The 20557-nt window shown below is 59.7% G+C and carries 17 protein-coding genes; 5 read left to right on the top strand and 12 right to left on the bottom strand.

The window, feature by feature from the left end:
* Nucleotides 1-435: 435 nt before the first annotated feature.
* The 10 genes from FJ940_RS19425 to FJ940_RS19380 all read right to left on the bottom strand — a co-directional run bounded on the left by FJ940_RS19425 (nt 436) and on the right by FJ940_RS19380 (nt 12510).
* Nucleotides 436-1374, bottom strand: a complete 939-nt coding sequence (locus FJ940_RS19425) for an AraC family transcriptional regulator (RefSeq protein ID WP_140499419.1) — start codon at nt 1372-1374, stop codon at nt 436-438.
* Nucleotides 1375-1484: 110 nt separating this feature from the next.
* Nucleotides 1485-1685 carry a hypothetical protein gene (locus FJ940_RS19420; protein WP_140499417.1) on the bottom strand — a complete coding sequence of 67 codons (201 nt, stop codon included), beginning with the start codon at nt 1683-1685 and terminating at the stop codon, nt 1485-1487.
* Between the two features lie 62 nt (nt 1686-1747).
* Entirely contained in the window at nt 1748-2455 is a 708-nt protein-coding gene (locus tag FJ940_RS19415; protein ID WP_181165254.1) for an MgtC/SapB family protein, read from the bottom strand.
* 38 nt (nt 2456-2493) lie between these two features.
* Nucleotides 2494-3675 carry an alpha/beta fold hydrolase gene (locus tag FJ940_RS19410; RefSeq protein ID WP_140565652.1) on the bottom strand — a complete coding sequence of 394 codons (1182 nt, stop codon included), beginning with the start codon at nt 3673-3675 and terminating at the stop codon, nt 2494-2496.
* A gap of 18 nt (nt 3676-3693) precedes the next feature.
* A complete protein-coding gene (locus FJ940_RS19405) occupies nt 3694-4428 on the bottom strand; it encodes an META domain-containing protein (protein ID WP_181167677.1) in 735 nt (244 codons plus the stop codon).
* A gap of 211 nt (nt 4429-4639) precedes the next feature.
* Nucleotides 4640-7801, bottom strand: coding sequence for an efflux RND transporter permease subunit (locus FJ940_RS19400; protein WP_140657548.1), 3162 nt, complete (start codon nt 7799-7801; stop codon nt 4640-4642).
* Nucleotides 7798-8931 (bottom strand): efflux RND transporter periplasmic adaptor subunit, encoded by a 1134-nt coding sequence (locus FJ940_RS19395; protein WP_140657546.1) that lies wholly within the window; start codon nt 8929-8931, stop codon nt 7798-7800. The genes FJ940_RS19400 and FJ940_RS19395 overlap by 4 nt, the downstream gene beginning before the upstream one ends.
* A gap of 15 nt (nt 8932-8946) precedes the next feature.
* Nucleotides 8947-9528 (bottom strand): HdeD family acid-resistance protein, encoded by a 582-nt coding sequence (locus FJ940_RS19390; RefSeq protein ID WP_140499407.1) that lies wholly within the window; start codon nt 9526-9528, stop codon nt 8947-8949.
* A 266-nt stretch (nt 9529-9794) separates the two neighbouring features.
* Nucleotides 9795-11237, bottom strand: coding sequence for an amidohydrolase family protein (locus FJ940_RS19385; protein WP_140499405.1), 1443 nt, complete (start codon nt 11235-11237; stop codon nt 9795-9797).
* A 79-nt stretch (nt 11238-11316) separates the two neighbouring features.
* Nucleotides 11317-12510: a succinylglutamate desuccinylase/aspartoacylase family protein gene (locus FJ940_RS19380; protein WP_140623463.1), complete on the bottom strand. Its 1194-nt coding sequence runs from the start codon at nt 12508-12510 to the stop codon at nt 11317-11319.
* 471 nt (nt 12511-12981) lie between these two features.
* Between FJ940_RS19380 and FJ940_RS19375 the strand changes: the two genes are divergently transcribed.
* A complete protein-coding gene (locus tag FJ940_RS19375) occupies nt 12982-14037 on the top strand; it encodes a helix-turn-helix domain-containing protein (protein ID WP_140657544.1) in 1056 nt (351 codons plus the stop codon).
* Here the strand turns inward: FJ940_RS19375 and FJ940_RS19370 are convergent.
* Nucleotides 14034-15464 (bottom strand): basic amino acid/polyamine antiporter, encoded by a 1431-nt coding sequence (locus FJ940_RS19370; RefSeq protein ID WP_140657542.1) that lies wholly within the window; start codon nt 15462-15464, stop codon nt 14034-14036. The genes FJ940_RS19375 and FJ940_RS19370 overlap by 4 nt on opposite strands.
* 265 nt (nt 15465-15729) lie before the next feature.
* Between FJ940_RS19370 and FJ940_RS19365 the strand changes: the two genes are divergently transcribed.
* The 4 genes from FJ940_RS19365 (at nt 15730) to FJ940_RS19350 (ending at nt 20115) form a co-directional block, all read left to right on the top strand.
* Nucleotides 15730-17163: a basic amino acid/polyamine antiporter gene (locus FJ940_RS19365; RefSeq protein WP_140499399.1), complete on the top strand. Its 1434-nt coding sequence runs from the start codon at nt 15730-15732 to the stop codon at nt 17161-17163.
* 18 nt (nt 17164-17181) lie between these two features.
* Entirely contained in the window at nt 17182-18426 is a 1245-nt protein-coding gene (locus FJ940_RS19360) for an arginine deiminase (RefSeq protein ID WP_140559915.1), read from the top strand.
* A gap of 198 nt (nt 18427-18624) precedes the next feature.
* Nucleotides 18625-18939: a YMGG-like glycine zipper-containing protein gene (locus FJ940_RS29060; protein ID WP_348640446.1), complete on the top strand. Its 315-nt coding sequence runs from the start codon at nt 18625-18627 to the stop codon at nt 18937-18939.
* Between the two features lie 147 nt (nt 18940-19086).
* Nucleotides 19087-20115, top strand: coding sequence for an AI-2E family transporter (locus FJ940_RS19350; protein WP_140499465.1), 1029 nt, complete (start codon nt 19087-19089; stop codon nt 20113-20115).
* Nucleotides 20116-20146: 31 nt separating this feature from the next.
* Here FJ940_RS19350 and FJ940_RS19345 read toward each other — a convergent pair whose 3' ends face one another.
* Nucleotides 20147-20491: a hypothetical protein gene (locus tag FJ940_RS19345; RefSeq protein ID WP_140499394.1), complete on the bottom strand. Its 345-nt coding sequence runs from the start codon at nt 20489-20491 to the stop codon at nt 20147-20149.
* Nucleotides 20492-20557 lie beyond the last annotated feature (66 nt).

Below are 20557 nucleotides of genomic sequence, written 5' to 3'. Positions count from 1 at the left end.
GTTTTCGCATCGTATTTACCCTTGCGACTATGGCCATTCTCATCGGCGCCGAGCGCGCCATGTGGAGTGACCTTGCGTTTCTCTTGCTTGCGACCAACCGGTCGGAAGGTTTGTTGCGGCCCCACTGAGGTCGCGCCATCAGAATCTCCTGACGGCCAACCAATTTCTATCCACTTTCCGACGGAGTGCCCGAAAGCTCTCGGATTGGGGTGGTTCAGCAGGCAACTAGGCCGAATGCGGGCTGCACATAGCTGTGATGAGGCCCTACGCGTAGGTGTGTTGTTGGCTTTAGGATTCGCCGACCGCGGGGGATCCGGCATTTCTGCTGACTGCCTCCGTCCACAGGAGCCGACGGCTTCATCGTCTTCCCATCCTGATCAAAATGCCTGAGGCACCGCGTTAACCAGCCTCGGATCGGCAGGTTTGAGCATCCCATCAGTCTGGTGCTGCGTGTCTCCAGAAGCGCCGACGCGCCTCACTGGGGGAGCATCCGAAGATTGACGTATAGGCTCCAGCGAAACGGCCCAGGTGCCAGAAACCAAAGCTCATGGCGATGTCGGTGATCGAGAGGCGATCGCCCTGCGTCAGGATAAGGCCGTGCGCGGCCCGAAGCCGCCGCTCCCGCTCGTAAGCTCGAGGGCTGACTCCCAGACGTTCCTGAAAGGCGCGCTCCAACATTCGCTCGCCAATGCCCAGTACCTCGCAGACTGCACTGACGGAAACAGGGCTATGAGGCCTTGCCTCCAGAATGGCCAGGGTGGCATCAACGATATCGCGCCGATCGCTGGAACCGAGGGCGCGGGGGGATGGTTGCTCCGTGAGGGAAAGCACCCGCGCGAGCGCGGCGCCCGCTTCGCTCGCCGCAACGGCCAGGCCGGCACTTAGGTCATAGCCACGCTGTGCTGCAGCTTCCGCGAACCCGACGGTTCGCAGCAGCCTCTGCTGAAGCTCCAGCTCGGCTCCTGCCGTGAGGCGTTGCTCATGTATCCCTGGCATCAGCGCGGTCCTCTGGCCCAGGTGGGAGGCTGATGCCGTGCGCAGAGACTCGAGCGCGGACCCACGCAGACCGATCCGCATGAGGCGATAGCTTCCTGGCATCTCCAGCTTGAATTCTGTTCCCGGGCCGATGATCCGCAACTGCGGTACTTCACTCCGTTGTCCGTTGAAGGTCGTGCCTTCGCCCCAGAGGAACACCGCCGTCAACGCATCGTCATTGATCGCCCCGGACATGGCGATGCCACCCTTGTCCCGCAAATCGAGGACGAACGCGTCGCCATAGTCTATCGTTGCAAGGCTCGATGCATGGCGCTGCTCGCCAATCTGCTGGATATGGAATTCCGCGTCGGGATCGGACTCGCGGGTGCGCGCGACCACGGAATTATACTGGCGGGCGTACCAGTTAGGAGCCTCCAACAACGAGGGCCTCTCCAAGTCTTTTGTCCGGACTGGAGTTGGACGCGATCGCTTTCGTCCAACTCGATAAGTCAAGCAACCGAGTCCGGCTTGTTTCTGCGGGCGATCTTTATAATCAGAAGAATGATTCCGATAGCAAAGAGAAGACAGCCAACCATGATGCTCGATGGAGAGCCATAGCGATAGCCCGATGCAAAAATGAGAAAGCCTATGAGCAAGAGGCCGATAGCTATCAATTTGTTTGCCAACAAGGCCTTGGTGTTTCCTTCCATTGTAGCAGCTCCTTAAAATTTGACGTTTCGAGGTGGTGTCGAGGGTCTTTCTGGCTTTCGCTCTATTCGGTCTTTTCTTCCGGCTCCCAGGAAGCCGACTGAACATTCGAGTCGAGCGCGAGGTGAGCGACGACGCGTTCGACTGATTGCGCATCATCACGGTTGCTGAACAACGTTGCTTCTATTCTCATGGCGTCGCCCTCATTGATGGGATGGCTGTTAAGGGAGCGTAGGCGGAGGAGGTTTGTATTGATGGTCTGAAGCAGAATCGATCTGAGCAAATAAACATTATCTCGTGAGCATACGATCTCTATAGTGTACGTGTATTCGACGGCAGGTTGTTCCTGAGAGTGCCTTCGAAAGAATCTTGAGAAATTAGGAAGAAGCGAATTGAGTATAATAATGAGCATTGCGGTTTCCGCGGCCAGCAGCAGAAAGCCAAAGCCTACGAAGACCCCGACAGAGCCAGTGCTCCAGATCGTCGCGGACGTACTCAACCCTCTTATGTTGGAACCGTCCCTGATGATCAGGCCGGCGCCAAGGAAGCCAATGCCGGTTACGACCTGAGCCCCCATTCTAAGATCGAGACCTGAGCCAAGAGCGCCCGGCAGCGAGGAGTATGCCGCCGCGCCCAGTGCGACCAGCGCGTGCGTCACAAGTCCTGTATATTGTTGCCGGTACTGGCGTTCCGCACCGATCAGCGCGCCGAGCAGCAACGCAAGCACAAGCTTCAGCAGGATTGATTGAGTTATCGCGACTTCAGCTTCCAAATGTTCATTCCGTCTGATTCAAAATGCAGGGGCTTTCATCACATGGCGCCGATCTCGGACGCCGGCTGCTGGGACACGGATTGCCGGGATGCCGACCGCTTCAGGATTGTGAGCGGCAGATGGAGAACGAGGGAGGCGTTATCGAAGATGATCTGCCGGGTCTCTTCGGCTTTGTCTTCGACCGGCATATCTTCGTTCACGATGAGACGGCGCAGCAGGGGCCCGGACCTCAACAGCTTCATCAGTGTTTCCGACGTTGCAAAGCCGCTGTGGCCGCCGCCGTCCACGTCGGAAATGTCGATAACCTGAATGTCCTTTTTCTGGAGGAGCGGGATATCGAAGCCACTGCCGACTCGTGGCTGGCCACCTGCAATGCGCCGCGACAGGCTCAAGGCGCGATCTCGCCGAGAGACAACGATCGTGAAGGGGTGCGGCAGTTGGGGTATGTCCCTGACTTGGCTGCTGAAGACATCTGGATCGATATCGGGCGCGGCAAGCAAGACGCCGCGGATTCTTGAGGTAACCGCCGCCTTACCTTGCAATACAAGGGTGCGAAGCGCCTCCATTACGACATACGCGCCCATGGAATGGCCGACGATGAAAACACCGCTAGCGTTCGATCGAGCTGCGATTTCGATCGTTTCGGCCAAGCCGTCCCGCGCCTGGAGAGCGCTATCGCGATCGAAAAGATAGGCGCCGATAGATCCCGCCGACGCCCAGGAGAAATGAACCGGAACCGAGGAGATGCGGTAGTCGTGGACGACTTGGGCATTACGAAACAGGCCTTCGGCAAAATTGTTGTTGTAGCCGTGCACGAAGATAAACACCTCGCGCTCCGAAGGCGGACGCTTCGCCAGCATCCCGTTCAACCGACCTGCGAAGGATGCTCTGTTCTCGAAGCGGACAAGATCACGAGCGGAAAAATGGCGCTTCGGATCGGGTGATGTCGATGACGTCTCGACGACGCCCGGCCGGTGTGTGGCCGGCACGACGACAGTCAACTGCGAAAAACTCAACGTCGGGGAACGATCCCGCGAATAGGGCGGTTCGGAGGTGGGGAACCTTGTGCGCGTGGTGGCAATCAGGAAGGAAATAGCCGACATTTTGTTGCTAATTTGTACAGGCGAGGCAAGGCCCGTCACGGCTCTTGGACCGGCGCAGCTTTGCACCAGCAACGCCAGCGAGATAACCAACACAAATCGTCCTGCGGGGTTCTGCATGCTGCTGGCCGCGCCGGCTTATCTTCGTAAACTCACCAGCGTTTGGCCATCCTTGTCCAACAGTTGCACTCGTCCTGTCTGTGGGGCTTCAAAACGATGGACGGACCCGAGTGCCTTCAGAAGACTGCGCTCTTGATCCATGAGGGGCTGATCGCAGATCATCCTGGACGAGCCGGTTTCCGAGATCGTCAGCGCTTCTCCGGTCAAGGCGAAGCCGCCAAAGAACCGATTGCACGAGCCATTCCCATGGATGCGTCCATCTGGCTCGAAGGCAAGGGTGGGTTTCGAATCGGAGACCGTGGTTTCTTCTCGAATTTCGTCCACGAGCCAATCTCCGTGAAGGAGGTCGCCCGGCTCTCCGGCGCAGCCCCCAAATTTCCGGTCGCCAAGGATGACGGTCGCGGTTTGGGGGTATGGCATTCCGCTCATGGTATCGACGCATATTTTGGCAGCGATGGTCAGCGCGAGTTGCCGGCCGTCTACCGTCGCCAGATAGGTGTCGGCGTCGCCTTGCCTTGTGGGACGCGGAGCCGGCTGAACTGTGAAGGTCTCGCCCCCTAAGGCGTTAAAGCTGAGCGCGGTGTCCGAGATGCTGATTTGCCAACCGGGTTCGTTGCCGCGTGCAGCCAACGAGGCAGCCTCCGCATTGCTCGTTGCGGTGGCGTACAGCGACAACACCGCGAGCGAAGCGGCCAACGGCAAGGATGAGCAGGACTCTGGACTCACGGTTGCAGCCTCCAGACGATGCGTCACTGAACTCGAAGGCCGCCCGGAAACCGGCCTCTGGGGGCAACTTCGCCAAATATTGCGCCGAATGTACTTGCATCCGGCCGTCAGTCCATCGCCGCGGTTCGGAGAACGAGTCCATTCGGCGAAGAAATGGACGCAAAGCCAAGAATTGAGATTCCAAGAACATAAATGGTTGCCGCGGGCCATCTCGACCGCCCTTTGGCGAGAACGAACCTCAATGTGATGGTTCGATCGTGTCGAGGCGTTCCGTACGATCTCCCGGACGCCGGGACGACAGATACTCGGTTGCTTTCTGGACGACAAAATAGACGGAGGGGATGATCAACAGGCCAATCGTCGTAGCCGCGGCCATGCCCCCGAAAATTGTGACGCCAACAGCCCGCCGCGCGCCCGCGCCGGCGCCAGTCGACACGACAAGAGGAATGATCCCGAGGATGAAGGAAACCGCGGTCATCATGACGGCCCGGAAGCGCTGCTCGGCCCCGATCCGCGCCGCCTCCATTACGCTTAGTCCCTCATCGCGCCGCTCCTTGGCGAATTCCACGATCAGGATGGCATTCTTCGCCGCCAGTCCGATCAGCAGCACGATGGCGATCTGCACGTAGAGGCTGTTCTGCATCCCGAAGACCTTCAATGCCGCTATGGCGCCGAAGAGAGCCGCTCCGAGCGAAAGGATGACGATCAACGGAAGCGACCAGCTCTCGTATTGGGCGACAAGGAAGAGATAGGCAAAGAGGAACGCCAGCGCAAAGACCAGCCCCTCCTGGCCACTGCCGCGGCGCTCTTGAAACGACAGGCCTGACCACTCGAAGCCATAGCCATTCGGCAACAGTTGGGCCACTGTCTTCTCCATCGCGTCCATGGCGCCGCCGCTGCTGCTTCCAGGTGCGGTAATGGCGTTTATGGGAGCGGCGACCGAGAGATTGTAACGCTGGATGGCGAATGGCGACAGGATCGTCGTCAACGACGCCAGATTGTTCAAGGGCACCATGGTGCCGTTCCGGCTGCGCACATGCAGGTTCAAGATGTCTTCCGCATGGGCACGGAAATCGGCATCGGCCTGCAGATTAACCTGGAACACGCGGCCATTGAGCGTAAAATCATTTACGTAGCGCGATCCGAAGGCCGCGCCGATGGTGGAATAGACGTCCGACACGCTTACCCCAAGCGCTTCGGCGCGCGTTCTGTCGACGTCGACATAGACCTGCGGGACATTGGCGCTGAAGGTGGTGGCGGCCCCGCCGAGCTCCGGCAGATGATTGAAGGCGCCAAGCAGGGCGCCGACGACCTGCGCGATCTCTTGTGGCGGCTGTCCTTCAAGCGCTTGCAGGCGGAAGTCCAGGCCACCGACCGAGCCGATGCCGGCAATCGCCGGCGGCGCGAACACGGCGACGTTCGCGCCCGGAATTTGGGAGAACTTCACCCGCAGCGCCTGCAGGATGCCGGCGAGCTGCAGTTCGCTGGACCTGCGCTCGTCCCAGGGCTTCAGCGCCGCGACCGCCATTGCGCCGCTCGGCGAACTCGTCGACTGAAGGATGCTGAACCCCGCAACCGTGATGACGTCTTGCACGCCTCCGGTGTCGGTCAGAATCTTGCGCACGTCCTCCACGATGGCTTTCGTGCGGTCGAGCGAAGCGGCATTGGGCAACTGGATGTCGACGAACAACGCGCCTTGGTCCTCGTCGGGCAGGAAAGTCGACGGTAGCCCGGTGAAGATCAGATAGGCGGCGGCAAAACAGGCAAGCAATCCCGCCATCGGCACGTACCAATGCCGCACCAGAAACCCGACGAGGCGTCCATAGCCGTCACGCGTCTTGTTCATGAATGCCGTGAACCAGGCCAGCGGGCCACGCTTGAAATGGCCCACATCGCGCCGCAAAAGCAGTGCGGCCAGCGCCGGGCTCAGGGTCAATCCGACAAAGGAGGAAATCACCAGGGCCGAAGACAGCGTCACGGCGAACTGCCGGTAGAGCTGGCCGCCTATGCCGCCGAGAAACGCAGTCGGCGTCACCACGGCAAGCAGCACCAAGGTCGTGGAAATGATCGGCCCAGTGATCTGGTGCATCGCCTTGCGCGTGGCGTCGGCGACCGCGATGTCAGGGGTATCCTCCAGCACATGCTTGACGTTCTCGACGACAAGGATGGCATCGTCCACCACCAGGCCGATCGCCAGCACCAGCGCCAAAAGAGAAATCATGTTCAGCGAATAGCCGGCGGCAAACAGCACCGCCAAGGCGCCGAGCATGGAAACCGGGATGGCAAGCGCCGAGATGAACATGGCGCGCCAATCCTGCAGGAAGACGTAGGTGACTGCGAGAACGATCAGGAACGCCTCAAGCAGGGTTCTGGCCGTCAGCGAGATGCTGGCATTCACGAAGCGGGTCGCGTCGTAGACGATGTGATACTGCATGCCTTTGGGAAAGCGTGACGAGAGGCGCTCCAGTTCGGCGCGGACCGACGCCGCGGTCTGGATGGCGTTGGCGCCGGGCGACTGGTTGATCTGCATCATCGCCGAGGCGTGTCCGGCGAAGCTGGCGCTCGAAGCATAGCTTAGCGCGCCAAGCTCGAGCCGCGCGATATCGCGCAGGTAGACCTTGGCCCCCGCCGAGCCCGTGCGCACGACGATGTCCCCGAATTCCTCGACGCTTCTCAACCGCCCCTGCGCGACCAGAGTGTATTGCAGCTCCGAGCCCTGCGCCTGCGGGGGGGCGCCGGCCTGTCCGAGCGTCGCCTGGATGTTTTGCCGCTGGATGGCGGCCGAGACATCGTCGGGCGTCAGGCTAAGCGCGTCCATGCGCTGCGGGTTGAGCCACACCCTCATCGAGTATTCCGAAGCCCCGGCGACCGAAGCCTCGCCGACGCCCCGCACGCGCGATATCGTGTCGGCGACGGTCGTGGTGATGAAATTAGTGATCGCCAGCGCATCGAGGCTGTCGTCCGGCGAATAGAAAGCGATGCCGAGGATAAAATCCGGCGAGCGGGCACGCACGGAGACACCTTGCTGCGCGACCGCTGCCGGCAGGCGCGAGATCGCCAGCTGAGCGCGGTTCTGCACGTTGATCTGTGCTGTCTCGGGATCGGTTCCGACCTCGAAGGTCACCGATAGCGTGTATTGGCCGGCATTGGAGCTGGTGGACGACATGTACATCATGTGGTCCACGCCATTGATGGCCGTCTCCAGCGGGCCGCCCACCACGTCGGCGATGACTTCCGCGCTTGCTCCCGGATAGGAGGCCGACACCGTCACCGTTGGAGGGGTGATCTGCGGATACTGCTGTATGGGAAGGGAAAACACCGCGATCCCGCCGGCGATCGAAATGATGATCGAGACGACGATCGCGAGCCGGGTGCGGCTGATGAAGAGGTCCGAGATCATTGCGTACCCTCCGCTTCGCGGGGGGTGACCTGCTGACCATCGGAAACGCGTTGCAGGCCCTCGACGACGATCGTTTCGCCGCCTTCCAATCCGCTCGTCGCCGCCCAGCGATTGTCGATGCGCGCACCGGTCGTGATCGCCTGCCTGGTTACGGTATTGTTGTCGTTGAGCACGAAGACGAACTTGCCCTGGCGGTCCTGAAGAACGGACGCCATCGGCACCATCGGCAATTTCCGGGCTTCTTCGTCGACGATTGTTAGCCGGACGAACTGGCCAGGCGCCAAAATGTGGTCGGGGTTGGGGAACAGCGCGCGGACAGCGACGGTACCGGTCTGCTGATTGACCTCGTTGTCGATGAACTGCACCCGCCCCGGCAAAGCAAATTGTGTGCCGTTGGCGAGAGACAGACTCAGGTGGAATTTGTTCGCATCGATCTTCTGGCCACCGGCAAGTTTCTGCCTGATGTCGACCAAAGTGCTGTCAGCGATCGAGAATGCGACGCGGATAGGATCGAGTTGTACGACGCGCGCCAATGATCCGGAGCCGGGCCCCACGAGATTACCGCGCGTCGCCAGGGAGCGGCCGATGGTGCCATTGATGGGAGACCTGATCTGAGCATAGGAAAGATTGAGTTCGGCCGTATTGAGGGCTGCATTGGCGCTTTGAACATCCGCCGCGGCGACATCGAATGCAGCCTGAGCGTCATCCAACGTGGCCTGAGAAATAGTCCTGCGGCTGAGCAGGTCCCTGGCGCGTGAGAGGCTTTGTCGCGCGGCGTTGCGGGTGGCTTCGGTCCTGGCCACTTGCGCCTGTGCGGACATTACCGCCGCCGACAGTTGATCCGGCTCGATTTCGAAAAGCAGATCGCCCTCCTTCACGCGCTGGCCTTCGGAGAACCTGATCTCCTTGAGCAGGCCGGACGCGCGCGCCTGAATGTCGACCGCATCGATCGCCTCGACCTGCGCGTTGTATGTCAGCGGCGCGTTTGCCGGACCGGACTGGACCTTCTGCACGACCACTGGCACCGTCGCCGCGGTCTGCGCACGTGCCGCTCCCGCGAAGCCGCCCACGCCGACTAGCAATGCGGCCGCCACGACCCTGGCTCGAAAGTCAAAATTGCTTTTCATCATCGTCGGATCCTGCTCTCAAGACAAAATCTTCGTCCTGCGCACGCTCAGGGCAATGACGAGATACGCCAGTCCAGCAATCATCATGGAAAATCCGGCCACCAAGCCAGTCGGCATCTCTCTGACGATCGGCCACTTCAGCAGTATGGAGAAAGCAGCGAATATGGCCACGATTCCGGAAACGGCGAACCAATACCAGCCGCCGACTTTCCTGACTTCAGCGGCGATGATTAATTGAAGAACACCGTGGACAAATAGTACAAACGCTATGAACAGTGATATTGCGGCCGATGCTTTGATAGGATTGAAGTAAATCATGATGCCGCCGATGAGCTCGAAGAAGCCGGTCAGTTCCTGCCACACGAAGCCCACCCAACTTTTGATCCAGAGCGATTGGATGACCTTGATGACGCCGACTGCCATCAGGGCCACGGCGAACACGACGTTGGATGCGAAATTGGAAACGCTGGGAACTGCGACTGAAAACACGCCGCCCGCAAGCAGGAGGAGCCCAAAGAGCAGAAACCTGCGCCACTTGCCCTGCTCGATTTCGGCCCGTTCATATGGCGTTGCAGGTGGGTGATCCGATTTTTCTGGCATGTCCCCGTTCCATGCAGGTTCTAAATATCGATCTCGCACCCTGCGGGCAGAGAAGAGAGCCGAGAGCGCTCAATGGAAAGTATCAGGAAGAAGTCTGCCGGACGGAGCGTCAGGAGCCTGTCTGGTTGCCTCGCGGCGAGATTTCCCGATGACGACGACTGCCTAGTCGAGATTTTCTCGCGGCCTTGCTTCGTCAGGACCATGAGGCCGTGTCGGATTAACTGATTGCTGGGAAGTGAAGGCGGCATACGGTTTTCCGCTGACTCTCAAAGGGTGCTCTTGTGAAGCCGGCCGTCCTTCATGATGACGACGAAGTTCTTATTTGGATCCTCGATCAGCCGGATGTCGTCGAGCGGGTTGCCGTCCACGACTAAGAGGTCCGCGAAAGCTCCTTCTTCGATGACGCCGAGCTTGCCCGGATAAGGGTTGCGCAGATTGGAGAGTGCGAGCAGTTCGGCATTGCCGGAGGTGGCCATCTGCAGGACTTCGGCGTTCTTGTACCAGTTGGCCAAATGCGTGAGCATCATGCTCTGGCGCGGACCCAACGCAGGCGAGAACAGCACGTCGGAACCCCAGGCCGTCTTGATGCCGTGCTTGCGAGCGAAGGCATATATCCTCGGCGTCCCTGAGAAAAGCTCCTGGGCGCGGTCGGCGCTAGGTCCCGTCAGCGGGCCGGTGTCCTCCGCCGTCAGGAAGGGCTGGGTGCTTAGCCATGTGCCCTTCTCGGCGATCATCGCCGCCGTGTCCTCGTCCATCAGATGCGCGTGCTCGATCGACTGCACCCCAGCTGCCAGCGCGCGTCGTATCGCGCGAGACGTATAGGCGTGCACGGTAACGTAGGTGCTCCAATCCTGTGCCACCTCGACGCCTGCCCGCAGCTCTTCTTCGCTGAAGGTGACGATGTCCAGCGGACTGCGGGGCGATGATACGCCACCGCCGCCCACCAACTTTATCTGTGACGCGCCTTGGAGAAGCTGCTCCCGGATCCGCATCTTCAGGTCGCCGATATCGTCGACGATGGCCGCTCCCCCCAGGAGTTCACCTTTGCTGAGCTTGCCGCCGTCGCGCGGAATCTCGCTTGGCAGGCGAAGATCGGCGTGGCCCCCGGAGGTCGTGATCATCGCGCCGGAGGGATAGATGCGCGGGCCAGGGATCAGCCCGGTGTCGATAGCCTGCTTGAAGGAGAAGGAGGGACCTCCCAGATCGCGTATGGTGGTGAAGCCGCGACTGAGCGTGCGATCCGCCTCGGCGGTGGACGCTGCGAAGATAATCCCCGGGTCGCCGTTAAGCAGGATGTTGACCGGGACCGCCGCGAAGATCGCATGCCAATGCGCGTCGATGAGCCCTGGCATGAGGACGCCATTGCGGCATTTGATGACGGTGGCGTCCTCCGGGGGAGGGGCGTTCGTCATATCGATTCCGGAAATCCTGCCGCCCTCCACCAGGATTTGCGCTCCGTCCTTCACCGTACCCGACTTGCCGTCGAATAGCCGGACTTCGCGAAACAGGATCTTGGAAGGGGGCGCGGCCGTCTGCGCGAAGGACGGCTTTGTCAGCACCCCGGCGATGGCGGCAGCCCCGAAACCGGAGAGAAAACTACGCCTGGAAAAGGCCTCCAGACGACGAGAGACTCGTTGAAGATCGGGATTGAGACAACCGCAACCAGAACTGTGAACGAGGTGACCGTACTTCGAGCCTAGCCGCAGCATGTCTTTTGCTTTCGGTTGAGCGACACTGACACCTGCCGGACGGCGCTTCGTGTCGCGGTTCTTGTCGTTTCAGGTCCCGTTACTCGACCAACACATCGCCGCCGACAGGATTGGCGCTGTCAAAGATGAGGAATACGATCGGAGTCCCCGACTCCGCTGTTGCATCGGTCCGCCTGGCGCCGACTTCACCGCCGAGAGGCACGGAGTATTCCGCGACGATTTCCCCGAAGGTGTTCCTTTGGACTGCAACTTTCTGTCCGGGCCGAACGGTCTCATTGAGTTCGACCAACAATTCGATGAAACCGCCATGCGTCGCGGTGACGGGAAACATGCCGTCCGCGACGAAAACGCTCGAATCCTTGCTGGTTCTGCCGATAGGGCCTGAAATTATTCCGTGGTGCTTGATGACGTTCATCGTTCCTTCGACGAACAGGGCGATCATGTCGTGATCGAAGATCCGCGGCTTGCCGATCTCGGGCGTGAAGGCGGGAATGCCGGCATCGATGAGGGCATTGGCGAGAAGACCTCGCTCGCCAAAGTTGTCGAAAATCTGATCGACCGGATAGAGTTCCGCCATCGCCCGCACTTCGGGGAGATCCATGCGCGCAAGGTGGAACGCCGTCGCGTCCATGCCCGTGGCGGCTGTATGAAAATCGATCCCGTAGTCGAGGTTTGACCGCAGAAGCCGGTTGAATATCAGGCCGGCGTGGCGCGTCGGCGCGTCGGGAGCGTCCTCGTTGCCAGGGAACAACCGATTGATGTCGATCAGGTCGATCCCGCGCCCCGAATTCGGCCATCTCCGTTCCATGCCTTCCATTGCGGGGCGCGAAATGTCGAGTACCGCCATCACCGATCCCGACATCGCGGCCGGATCGAGCTCACGCATTACGGATTGCACGGTTTGAATGGGGCTCATTTCATCGCCATGCACGCCGCTCATCAGCCCCAGTCGTTTGCCTGGGGCTGCCCCCTTGGCGACCATCACCGAGACGTACCAGTGCTGGCCCGTCGGCATCTGTACGCCCTGGAAATAAAGGCTGTGCTTGCCTGGTTTCAGATCCGAGATGTCAAGCGAACTGATGACCTTCTTTCCGTCGATGACATCGCCGGTATAGACGGTCCCCGACGTCCCTGCGGGAGACGCGCTTGCAGGTGCCGAGCCCGTTTGCGCCTGCGCCGGCCCGGCCATGAGCGCAGCGGCAGCGCCGATGGTAGCGACCGATGCGATCATGAAGTCGCGACGTCCGAGGCCCTCGCTGGTTTCATGCGCCATGGCTGTGTGGTCCCTGCCGATGAGGATCATGCTGCAGATCTCGCGGTGACGCCTGCGAGGGCGGCTAGATCGTCCTTACCTATTCCCGTTGTGCGCGTGGTATCCGGGCATTAGTCCCACAAGACATTTCAGGGAGTACAGCCTCCAACAAGAAAAATGGACTGGTGGTCTATGATTGGGATGCCTTGCATACTGAGTTGAGAGCCACCACAACCGGTCTGATAAGCCTCGGATATCACGCAGCCACCTCCACAACTTCCGTCGGGTACAATTAAGCCCAGTTCACGAATTCCTGGTGGATACCTCAAATGGGCCAGATGGCATGTTAACGATTGATTAACATGCTTCTATGCTGGTAGTAGACAGGGTATTACATCCACCTTCAACATTGCTTGCCGGAGTTGTATATATTAGAATGAACTAATGTTCTTGCAATAACCCGTGTTGCACCAACAAAGACGGATAGTTGCTATGGATGCTATGGTTCATGCCGCCGGGCTATCTGGAGGAGCAGGTGCCGAGAAGTCCCTGCAATGCGCCGTCGACATCGATACCTCCACGGCACCACCTGCTAAGCAATTCGACCTGTTTCGAACCTGGTATCAAGGCGTTGCCGACACTGAACTTATGCAAGAACGGAGCCATTCGTTTCCAGCACATGAAACAGTGTGGGATCTGGGAACGTTGGCTGTCATGTTCCTCGAATTGCCTGGCAGTGGCTACCGCTGTCGCTGGCGGCATTTGAAAAACCCTTCGGTGGACAATTGGTATTTGAGCCTGCCCTTGTCCAAGGGCAGGCTTCCTGGAAGTTGGCAGGTCGTGAGAACGACCCTGCAATCTTTTGCAGAGCCCTACGAATGCGTGATGGAGAACGACGCCCTCCTTGCCGTTTTCCTGCCACGCGACCTGCCTTTCATCCAATCGTCCAGGATTGAAATACGTGAGGAGTCGAAAAGACTCCTGGCAGACTACATGCTTCTGCTGCACCGTTCCTTTTCCGATCTGAGGGCCGTGGATGTGTCGCACATTGCCACTGCCACCACCAATCTGCTGGCTGCGTGCGTGTCGCCATCACATGACCGCATCACCGAGGCGAAGCGTGTGATCGACGCCGTGATCGCCGAGCGCGCTGCCAAAATCATTGCACAAAGTTTGAATGATCAGTCCTTGGCATCCGACAGGCTTTGCCGCGCACTCGGTGTGTCCCGCTCTCGCCTCTACCGGATATTCGAACCGGCCGGAGGTGTTTCGAATTATATTCGCCACAAACGCCTGCTCAAGACACGCGATATACTTTCCGACAGCTTGGATGGGCGCCCGATCTCCGCCATTGCCGGGGATTGGGGCTTCACGGATCCATCGGCGTATAGCCGGATGTTCAGGAAGGAATTCGGCATTACGCCAAAGGAGGCACGCGTGGAAGGCTGGCAAGGCGCCCAGGCTACGAGCTCGCAGCAGATCAGCCAGCCTGACAGCAGGGCGCACACGCTGAGTAGTCTTCTGCTGCGAAACAGCTTTGGGCCCTAGACTGCGATGGCGCCGGCAAGGATGCCGTAGATTGCCGCGACCGCGCCAAGTGCGGCGACGACGAACATCCCCATCTCGGCGGGAGTAAACACCCTCTGCCCCCGCTCCTTCCGAGCCATGACGAAGAGGATCGTGCCCGGTCCGTAGATGACGGCCGAAAGCAGCAGGTGCTTGGCGCTGGCGGCATAGATGAGACCGGCCGTATAGATCAATGCTATCGCCGCCCTTGCGAAGTCGACACGCCGCGCTACGGGGTCGTTCTCGTAGCTCTCGCCGCCCCATGCGAGCTTGACCCCGTAAGCGGCGACAAGAAGATATGGGATGAGGATCATGGAACTGGTCAGCTCAAGAGCGAGCCTGAAGGCCTGTTGAGCAAAAAGCGTCAGGACCAGAAAAACCTGCACGACCGTATTGGTCAGCCAGAGCGCCCGCGACGGCACGCCATGCTTGTTTTTATACGCAAGAAAACGCGGCATTGTCTGGTGATGTGATGCGGTGAACAGGATTTCAGCGGCCAGCAGCACCCAGGACAGATAGGCACCGGCAACGGAGATCAGCAGGCCGAAGCTGACGAACTTGGCGCCCCATGGCCCGACCACCGCTTCCAATACGCCGGCCATGGAGGGATTGCGCAGCGCTGTCAGTTCAGGACGAAGCATGATCCCGTAGGAGGGAATGGTGACCAGCACAAGCAGACAGAGCACGCCGAGAAAACCAAGGAGCGTCGCGACCCCGACATCCCCGCGGTTGCGTGCGTAACGCGAATAGACGCTCGCGCCTTCGATTCCGACAAAGACGAATACGGTCACCAACATGGTCCCGCGAACCTGGCTCGCGATGCTGCCAACGCTGATTTCTTCCCCGCCCCAGAAATTGGCCGTGAAGACATCGGCGCTGAAGCCGTAGATAACGAAGATGATAAAGAGAAAGATCGGAATGATCTTGGCGTAAGTGACAATGGTGTTGATCGCCGCCGCTTCCTTGACGCCCCGCAGGATCAGCGAATGTACGATCCACAGAAGCATCGAGGAAATGACGATCGCCGTGATGGTATTGCCATCGCCGAACACAGGAAAGAAAAGCCCCAGCGTCGACTTTATCAGCACGAAATAGGAAACGTTGCCGAGAACGGCGGCAGACCAGTAACCGAGGGCCGAGAGGAAGCCGAGATAGTTGCCAAAGCCGGCCTTGGCATAGGCATACACGCCCGCATCGAGGTCCGGCTTGCGAACCGACAAGGTCTGGAAGACGAAGGCCAACATCAGCATTCCGACGCCAGCGATGGCCCAAGCGATCATGGCCCCGAACGGACCGGTCTCGCGACCAAAAGCCTGCGGCAAAGAGAAGATGCCCGCGCCGACCATCGAACCGACGACCATAGCCGTCAGGGTCCATATCGAGAATTTTTGCTGAACGGTCGAGTTCATTGAATTTGGATCAACAATTCCTTGGCGGACGGCGGTCCAGCGGCCTCATTGTTACGCCTGCAACCTATCTCGAATCTGGCGCCCACGTGATTGGCATAAAATCCCACTAGTATACCTGACGTCCAAAACCTTTGCCTTGGCTCGTTTAACCGGTTGCCGATATTCGCATTTACTGCTTCTGATCAGACATAACCTTGCTGGACCGAGACGTGTCGGCGAGGCGTCTGATCGCGAACTCTGGTTCGCGCAGCCAGGAGAGCGGTTTATGACTTCAAACGAAAATCAGAAGCTTTCGCTGTTTGCGCTGACCAGCATGGTTGTGGGATCGATGGTCGGCGCGGGCATCTTCAATCTGCCTGGCCGGTTCGCGACTGCGACAGGTCCGTTCGGCGCAATCATCGCCTGGGCAATTGCGGGAACCGGCATGTACATGCTGGCGCGGGTGTTCCAGGCGTTGGCCGAGAAGAGGCCAGACATCGACTCAGGCGTCTTCGCCTATGCCAAGGCCGGCTTCGGCAACTACATGGGCTTCCTGTCCGCCTTCGGCTACTGGCTCGGTAGTTGCCTGGGCAACGTCTTCTATTGGGTGCTCATCGGCTCGACGCTGGGGCGGTTCTTTCCCGGGATCTTTGGGGACGGCAGCAGCGCCATCGCCATCATCGTCTCGTTGATCGGCATCTGGGCTTTCCACTTCATGATCCTGCGCGGCGTCGAGCAGGCGACCTTCATCAATACTGTCGTGACGATTGCCAAGATCGTGCCGATCCTGGTCTTCATCCTGCTCCTGATCTTCTTCTTTCATTTCGGGCAGTTCCGCGAGAATTTCTTCGGCGGCTTGGACATGCCGCCGAAGTCCCTGATCGCCCAGGTGCGCGACACAATGCTGATCACGGTCTTCGTCTTCCTCGGCATCGAGGGCGCCAGCGTCTATTCCCGCTTTGCCAAGGTGCGTTCCGACGTCGGTACGGCGACGATTCTCGGTTTCGTCGGCGTCACAGGCCTGATGGTAGCGGTCACGCTGCTGCCCTACGCGGCTCTGCCGCAATCGGCTGTCGCCGGTGTCCAGCAGCCGTCGATGGCCGGCGTTCTCGAAGCGGTCGTCGGTCACTGGGGTGCGGTCTTCATCTCGATCGGCGTTCTGATCTCGGTGCTCGGCGCCTATCTCGCCTGGTCCCTAATCTGCGCCGAGGTGCTGTTCGCGGCGGCGAAGTCGGAGGACATGCCAAGGCTCTTCGCAGCGCAGAATGGCAACAAGGTTCCCGCTAATGCACTCTGGCTCACCAACATCGTCGTATCGCTCTTCGTGATCTCCACCTACTGGTCGCGGGACGCGTTCAACTTCATGCTCGACATGACGAGCGTCACCGCGTTGCTGCCCTACCTGCTCGTGGCTGGCTACGGCATCCTGCTCGCTCGTAGCGGCGTTGGCTATGAAAAGACGCCGGATCAGCGCGGCCGCGACCAGATCTTCGCCTGGATCGCGGCGATTTACACGGTCTTCATGTTCGTCGCCGCCGGGCTCAAATACGTGCTGCTTGTTGCCGTCCTCTTCGCGCCCGGAACTATCCTCTACGTCTGGGCGCGGCGCGAGCAGAAATTACAGCTGTTCACGCTCGCCGAACTCTTCGTGTTCGCCGTCACGCTCATCGCTGGCCTGATCGGAGCCTACGGGCTGCTGACGGGCGCCATCGCACCTTGAACAGAAAGAAGGAAGGTCATGACAAACAATACTTCATTCGGCGTTCATTCAGAGGTTGGTCAGTTGCGCAAGGTCATGGTGTGCGCTCCCGGCCGTGCCCACCAGCGGCTGACACCCAGCAATTGTGACGCACTCCTCTTCGACGACGTGCTCTGGGTAGACAATGCCAAGCGCGATCATTTCGACTTCATGACCAAGATGCGCGACAGGGGCGTCGAGGTGGTCGAGATGCACAATCTGCTCGCCGAGACGGTCGCCATTCCGGAAGCCAAGAAGTGGATCCTCGACCAGCAGATCGTACCGAACCAGGTCGGCCTCGGCCTCATCGACGAGGTCCGCTCCTATCTCGACGGCCTCTCTAATCGCGACCTCGCTGAAACACTGATCGGCGGGCTGTCGACCTTCGAATTCCCGGAAAGCATCGGCGGCGAACAACTGGCGCTGATCCGTGACGCGGCCGGCGTCAACGAATATCTGCTGCCGCCTTTGCCCAACACGCTCTACACCCGGGACACCACCTGCTGGATCTATGGCGGCGTGACGCTGAACGCCCTTTATTGGCCTGCGCGCCACGAGGAGACCATCCTCACCACATCGATATACAAGTTCCACCCGGACTTCGCCGGCAAGGTCAATGTCTGGTGGGGTGACCCGACCAGGGATTGGGGGCTTGCCACATTCGAGGGTGGGGACGTCATGCCTATCGGCAAGGGCAATGTGCTTATCGGCATGAGCGAGCGCACTTCGCGCCAGGCTATCAGCCAAGTGGCGGCGGCCCTGTTTGAGAAAGGAGTTGCCGAACGTGTGATCGTCGCCGCAATGCCTAAGCTGCGCGCGGCGATGCATCTCGACACGGTATTCACGTTTGCCGATCGCGACTGCGTGCTGATGTATCCGGACATCGTCAACGGCATTGACGCATTCTCCTATCGCCCTGACGGCAAGGGGGGCGTCGAACTCCACAAGGACAAAGGCAGTTTCATTGAGACGGTGCGTGACTCGCTTGGTCTCAAGAAGATGCGCGTCGTTGAAACCGGCGGCAACGACTACATGCGCGAGCGCACCCAGTGGGACAGCGGCGCCAACTTGGTTTGCGCCTCGCCTGGTGTCGTCTTTGCCTACGATCGCAACACGTACACAAATACGCTGCTGCGCAAGGAAGGCATAGAAGTCATCACTATCTCAGGCGCGGAGCTCGGCCGCGGCCGAGGCGGGGGTCATTGCATGACCTGTCCCATCATTCGCGATGCGGTCGACTATTGATAGCAATCCGGCCGGGCTCGATACAGGCGGCCGGTCGGCCCCCAAATAGTCTGAAGGCCATGCCTGTCGGACGGCCTCCAGCACATAAAGACCGTCTACCCCAGAATTGCTCATAGAGCGTTGGAGTCGCTCCCAATCGTTTAGGAACAATCGGCACATTGTTTGGACGGAATGCTCGTTGTTGGCGAGCGGATGTAAATGTACCCAGGAGATGAAACCATGAGAAGTATTATATTCGTTTCTGCTTTGGCTCTGATGGCCGCGGGTTGTACTGCCACGGAACAGCGAACAGCAGGCACGGCGTTGGCAGGAGCCGGAACGGGTGCGGTCATCGGCGGCCTTGCAAACGGCAGTCGAGGTGCCCTTGTAGGCGCGGCGGTCGGTGGCGGCACAGGGGCTGTGGTCGGCGCTGCGACGGCACCGCGCGCGCATCATCGCGAATGCTGGGTTCGTGATCGCTGGGGTCACACGGTTCGCGATCGTCAGGGTCGACCCATCACAAAACGGTGCTAGGCGCGATGCGTAAGATCAGCTTTATTCAGCACGAATCGAGCTGGTAAAGCGATATCGATGAACATTGGTCTGGGCGCTGAGCAAGCTTCCGGACCAATTTCGGAGTTGTCTGTAACGCCATCCAGCCGGCCGGGAACAGACTATACCATGGCGAAGCGAACGCTCTTTGCGCCTACGTATATTCTGGCGGTTATCGCCGTCATATGGGCGCTGCAGGCCGCTGCCTCAATTTTCGCGCCAGTCGTGTGCGCTCTTTTCCTCATCGCGCTGGTGTGGCCATTGCAGCGCAACCTGCAGCGGCTTCTTCCAAAGCTGATCGCACTGGCGATAGTCGTCTGTGTCGTCGTCCTGGCATTCTTCGCCTTTGCATCGATCGCCAGTTGGGGTTTTGGCCGCATTGGCCGATCGGTCCTCGCGGACAGCGCCCGCTTTCAAGGACTCTACAGTCAACTCGCCGAGTGGTTGGAAGGGCACGGTGTCGTGATGGCCGGCGCCTGGGCCGAGCATTTCAATGTCGGCTGGTTCGTGCGGATAGCTCAAGGCGTGACCGCAAGGCTGAATACCGTGATCTCGTTCTGGATCGTTGTCGTCGTTTACGTGCTTCTGGGTCTTCTCGACGCTGAAGCGGCGGCTCGCAATGCTCGTGTAGCGCTGAGCGCCCAGGCGGCGGCCGCACTGATCAATGGCAGCAGTCAGACAGCATCGAAATGGCGACGTTACATGCTGGTTCGGACATTGATGAGCCTTGCGACCGGTTCGATGGTGTGCGCGCTTTCGGCGGCTTTCGGACTGCGGTTTGCCGCCGAGTGGGGCGTTATCGCCTTCACCTTGAACTATATTCCGTTTATCGGGCCGTTCGTCGCGACATTCTTGCCGACGCTTTACGCGCTCGCGCAGTTCGGATCGCCACAGGCCGCCGTCTCGATTTTTGCCGGCCTCAACATCATTCAGTTCGTCATCGGCAGCTACATAGAACCGCGGGTTGCCGGTTACGTGTTGGCGATGTCGCCTTTTGTGGTGCTGTTTTCGGTCTTCTTCTGGTCGTTTCTTTGGGGTGTGTTCGGCGCGTTCATAGGTGTGCCCATCACCATCGCGCTGGTTACTTTTTGCTCGCAATCGCCGGCGACCCTTTGGATCGCTCAGTTGCTTGGGTCCGCCGATCGGCGGAACGCGTGATTGCCGCCAGGAAATTCGATTGGCCGGGCCCCTAGCGACGTCCGGATCCCGCGCCCCGGACGAGGCCGATGATACAAACCGACAGGATGCCGCCAAGAAGGCCGGCAATGCCGACGCCAATCAGCACGCCGGGCGTGAGGGTGCCGACACCACGAGCGGTGGCATCGACAGCATTTTCGACGTTGCCGAGGAAGTTTGCCAAGGCGGGAATCCGACCGGCCAGCCCTGTCAGGGTCAGTCCTCCCACGACGCCAGCCGCCGCGACAGATTTCCAACCCAGCGCAGCCATGCGCCAAAACCAAGTCGTAGCGAAAGCTCCGCCCGCGCCGCAGATGGCTTCAATCAAAAGCAGGGCCGCTGTCTCAAGGCCGGACATGCTTGCATCGCCCACTTACTATCGGGCCATCCATCGCTCTTGCCGACCAGCAGAGTTCCGATTCCG

This window comes from Mesorhizobium sp. B2-3-7, from assembly GCF_006442695.1.
Taxonomy (GTDB): domain Bacteria; phylum Pseudomonadota; class Alphaproteobacteria; order Rhizobiales; family Rhizobiaceae; genus Mesorhizobium.
This window is presented reverse-complemented; position numbering and strand designations above follow the sequence as displayed.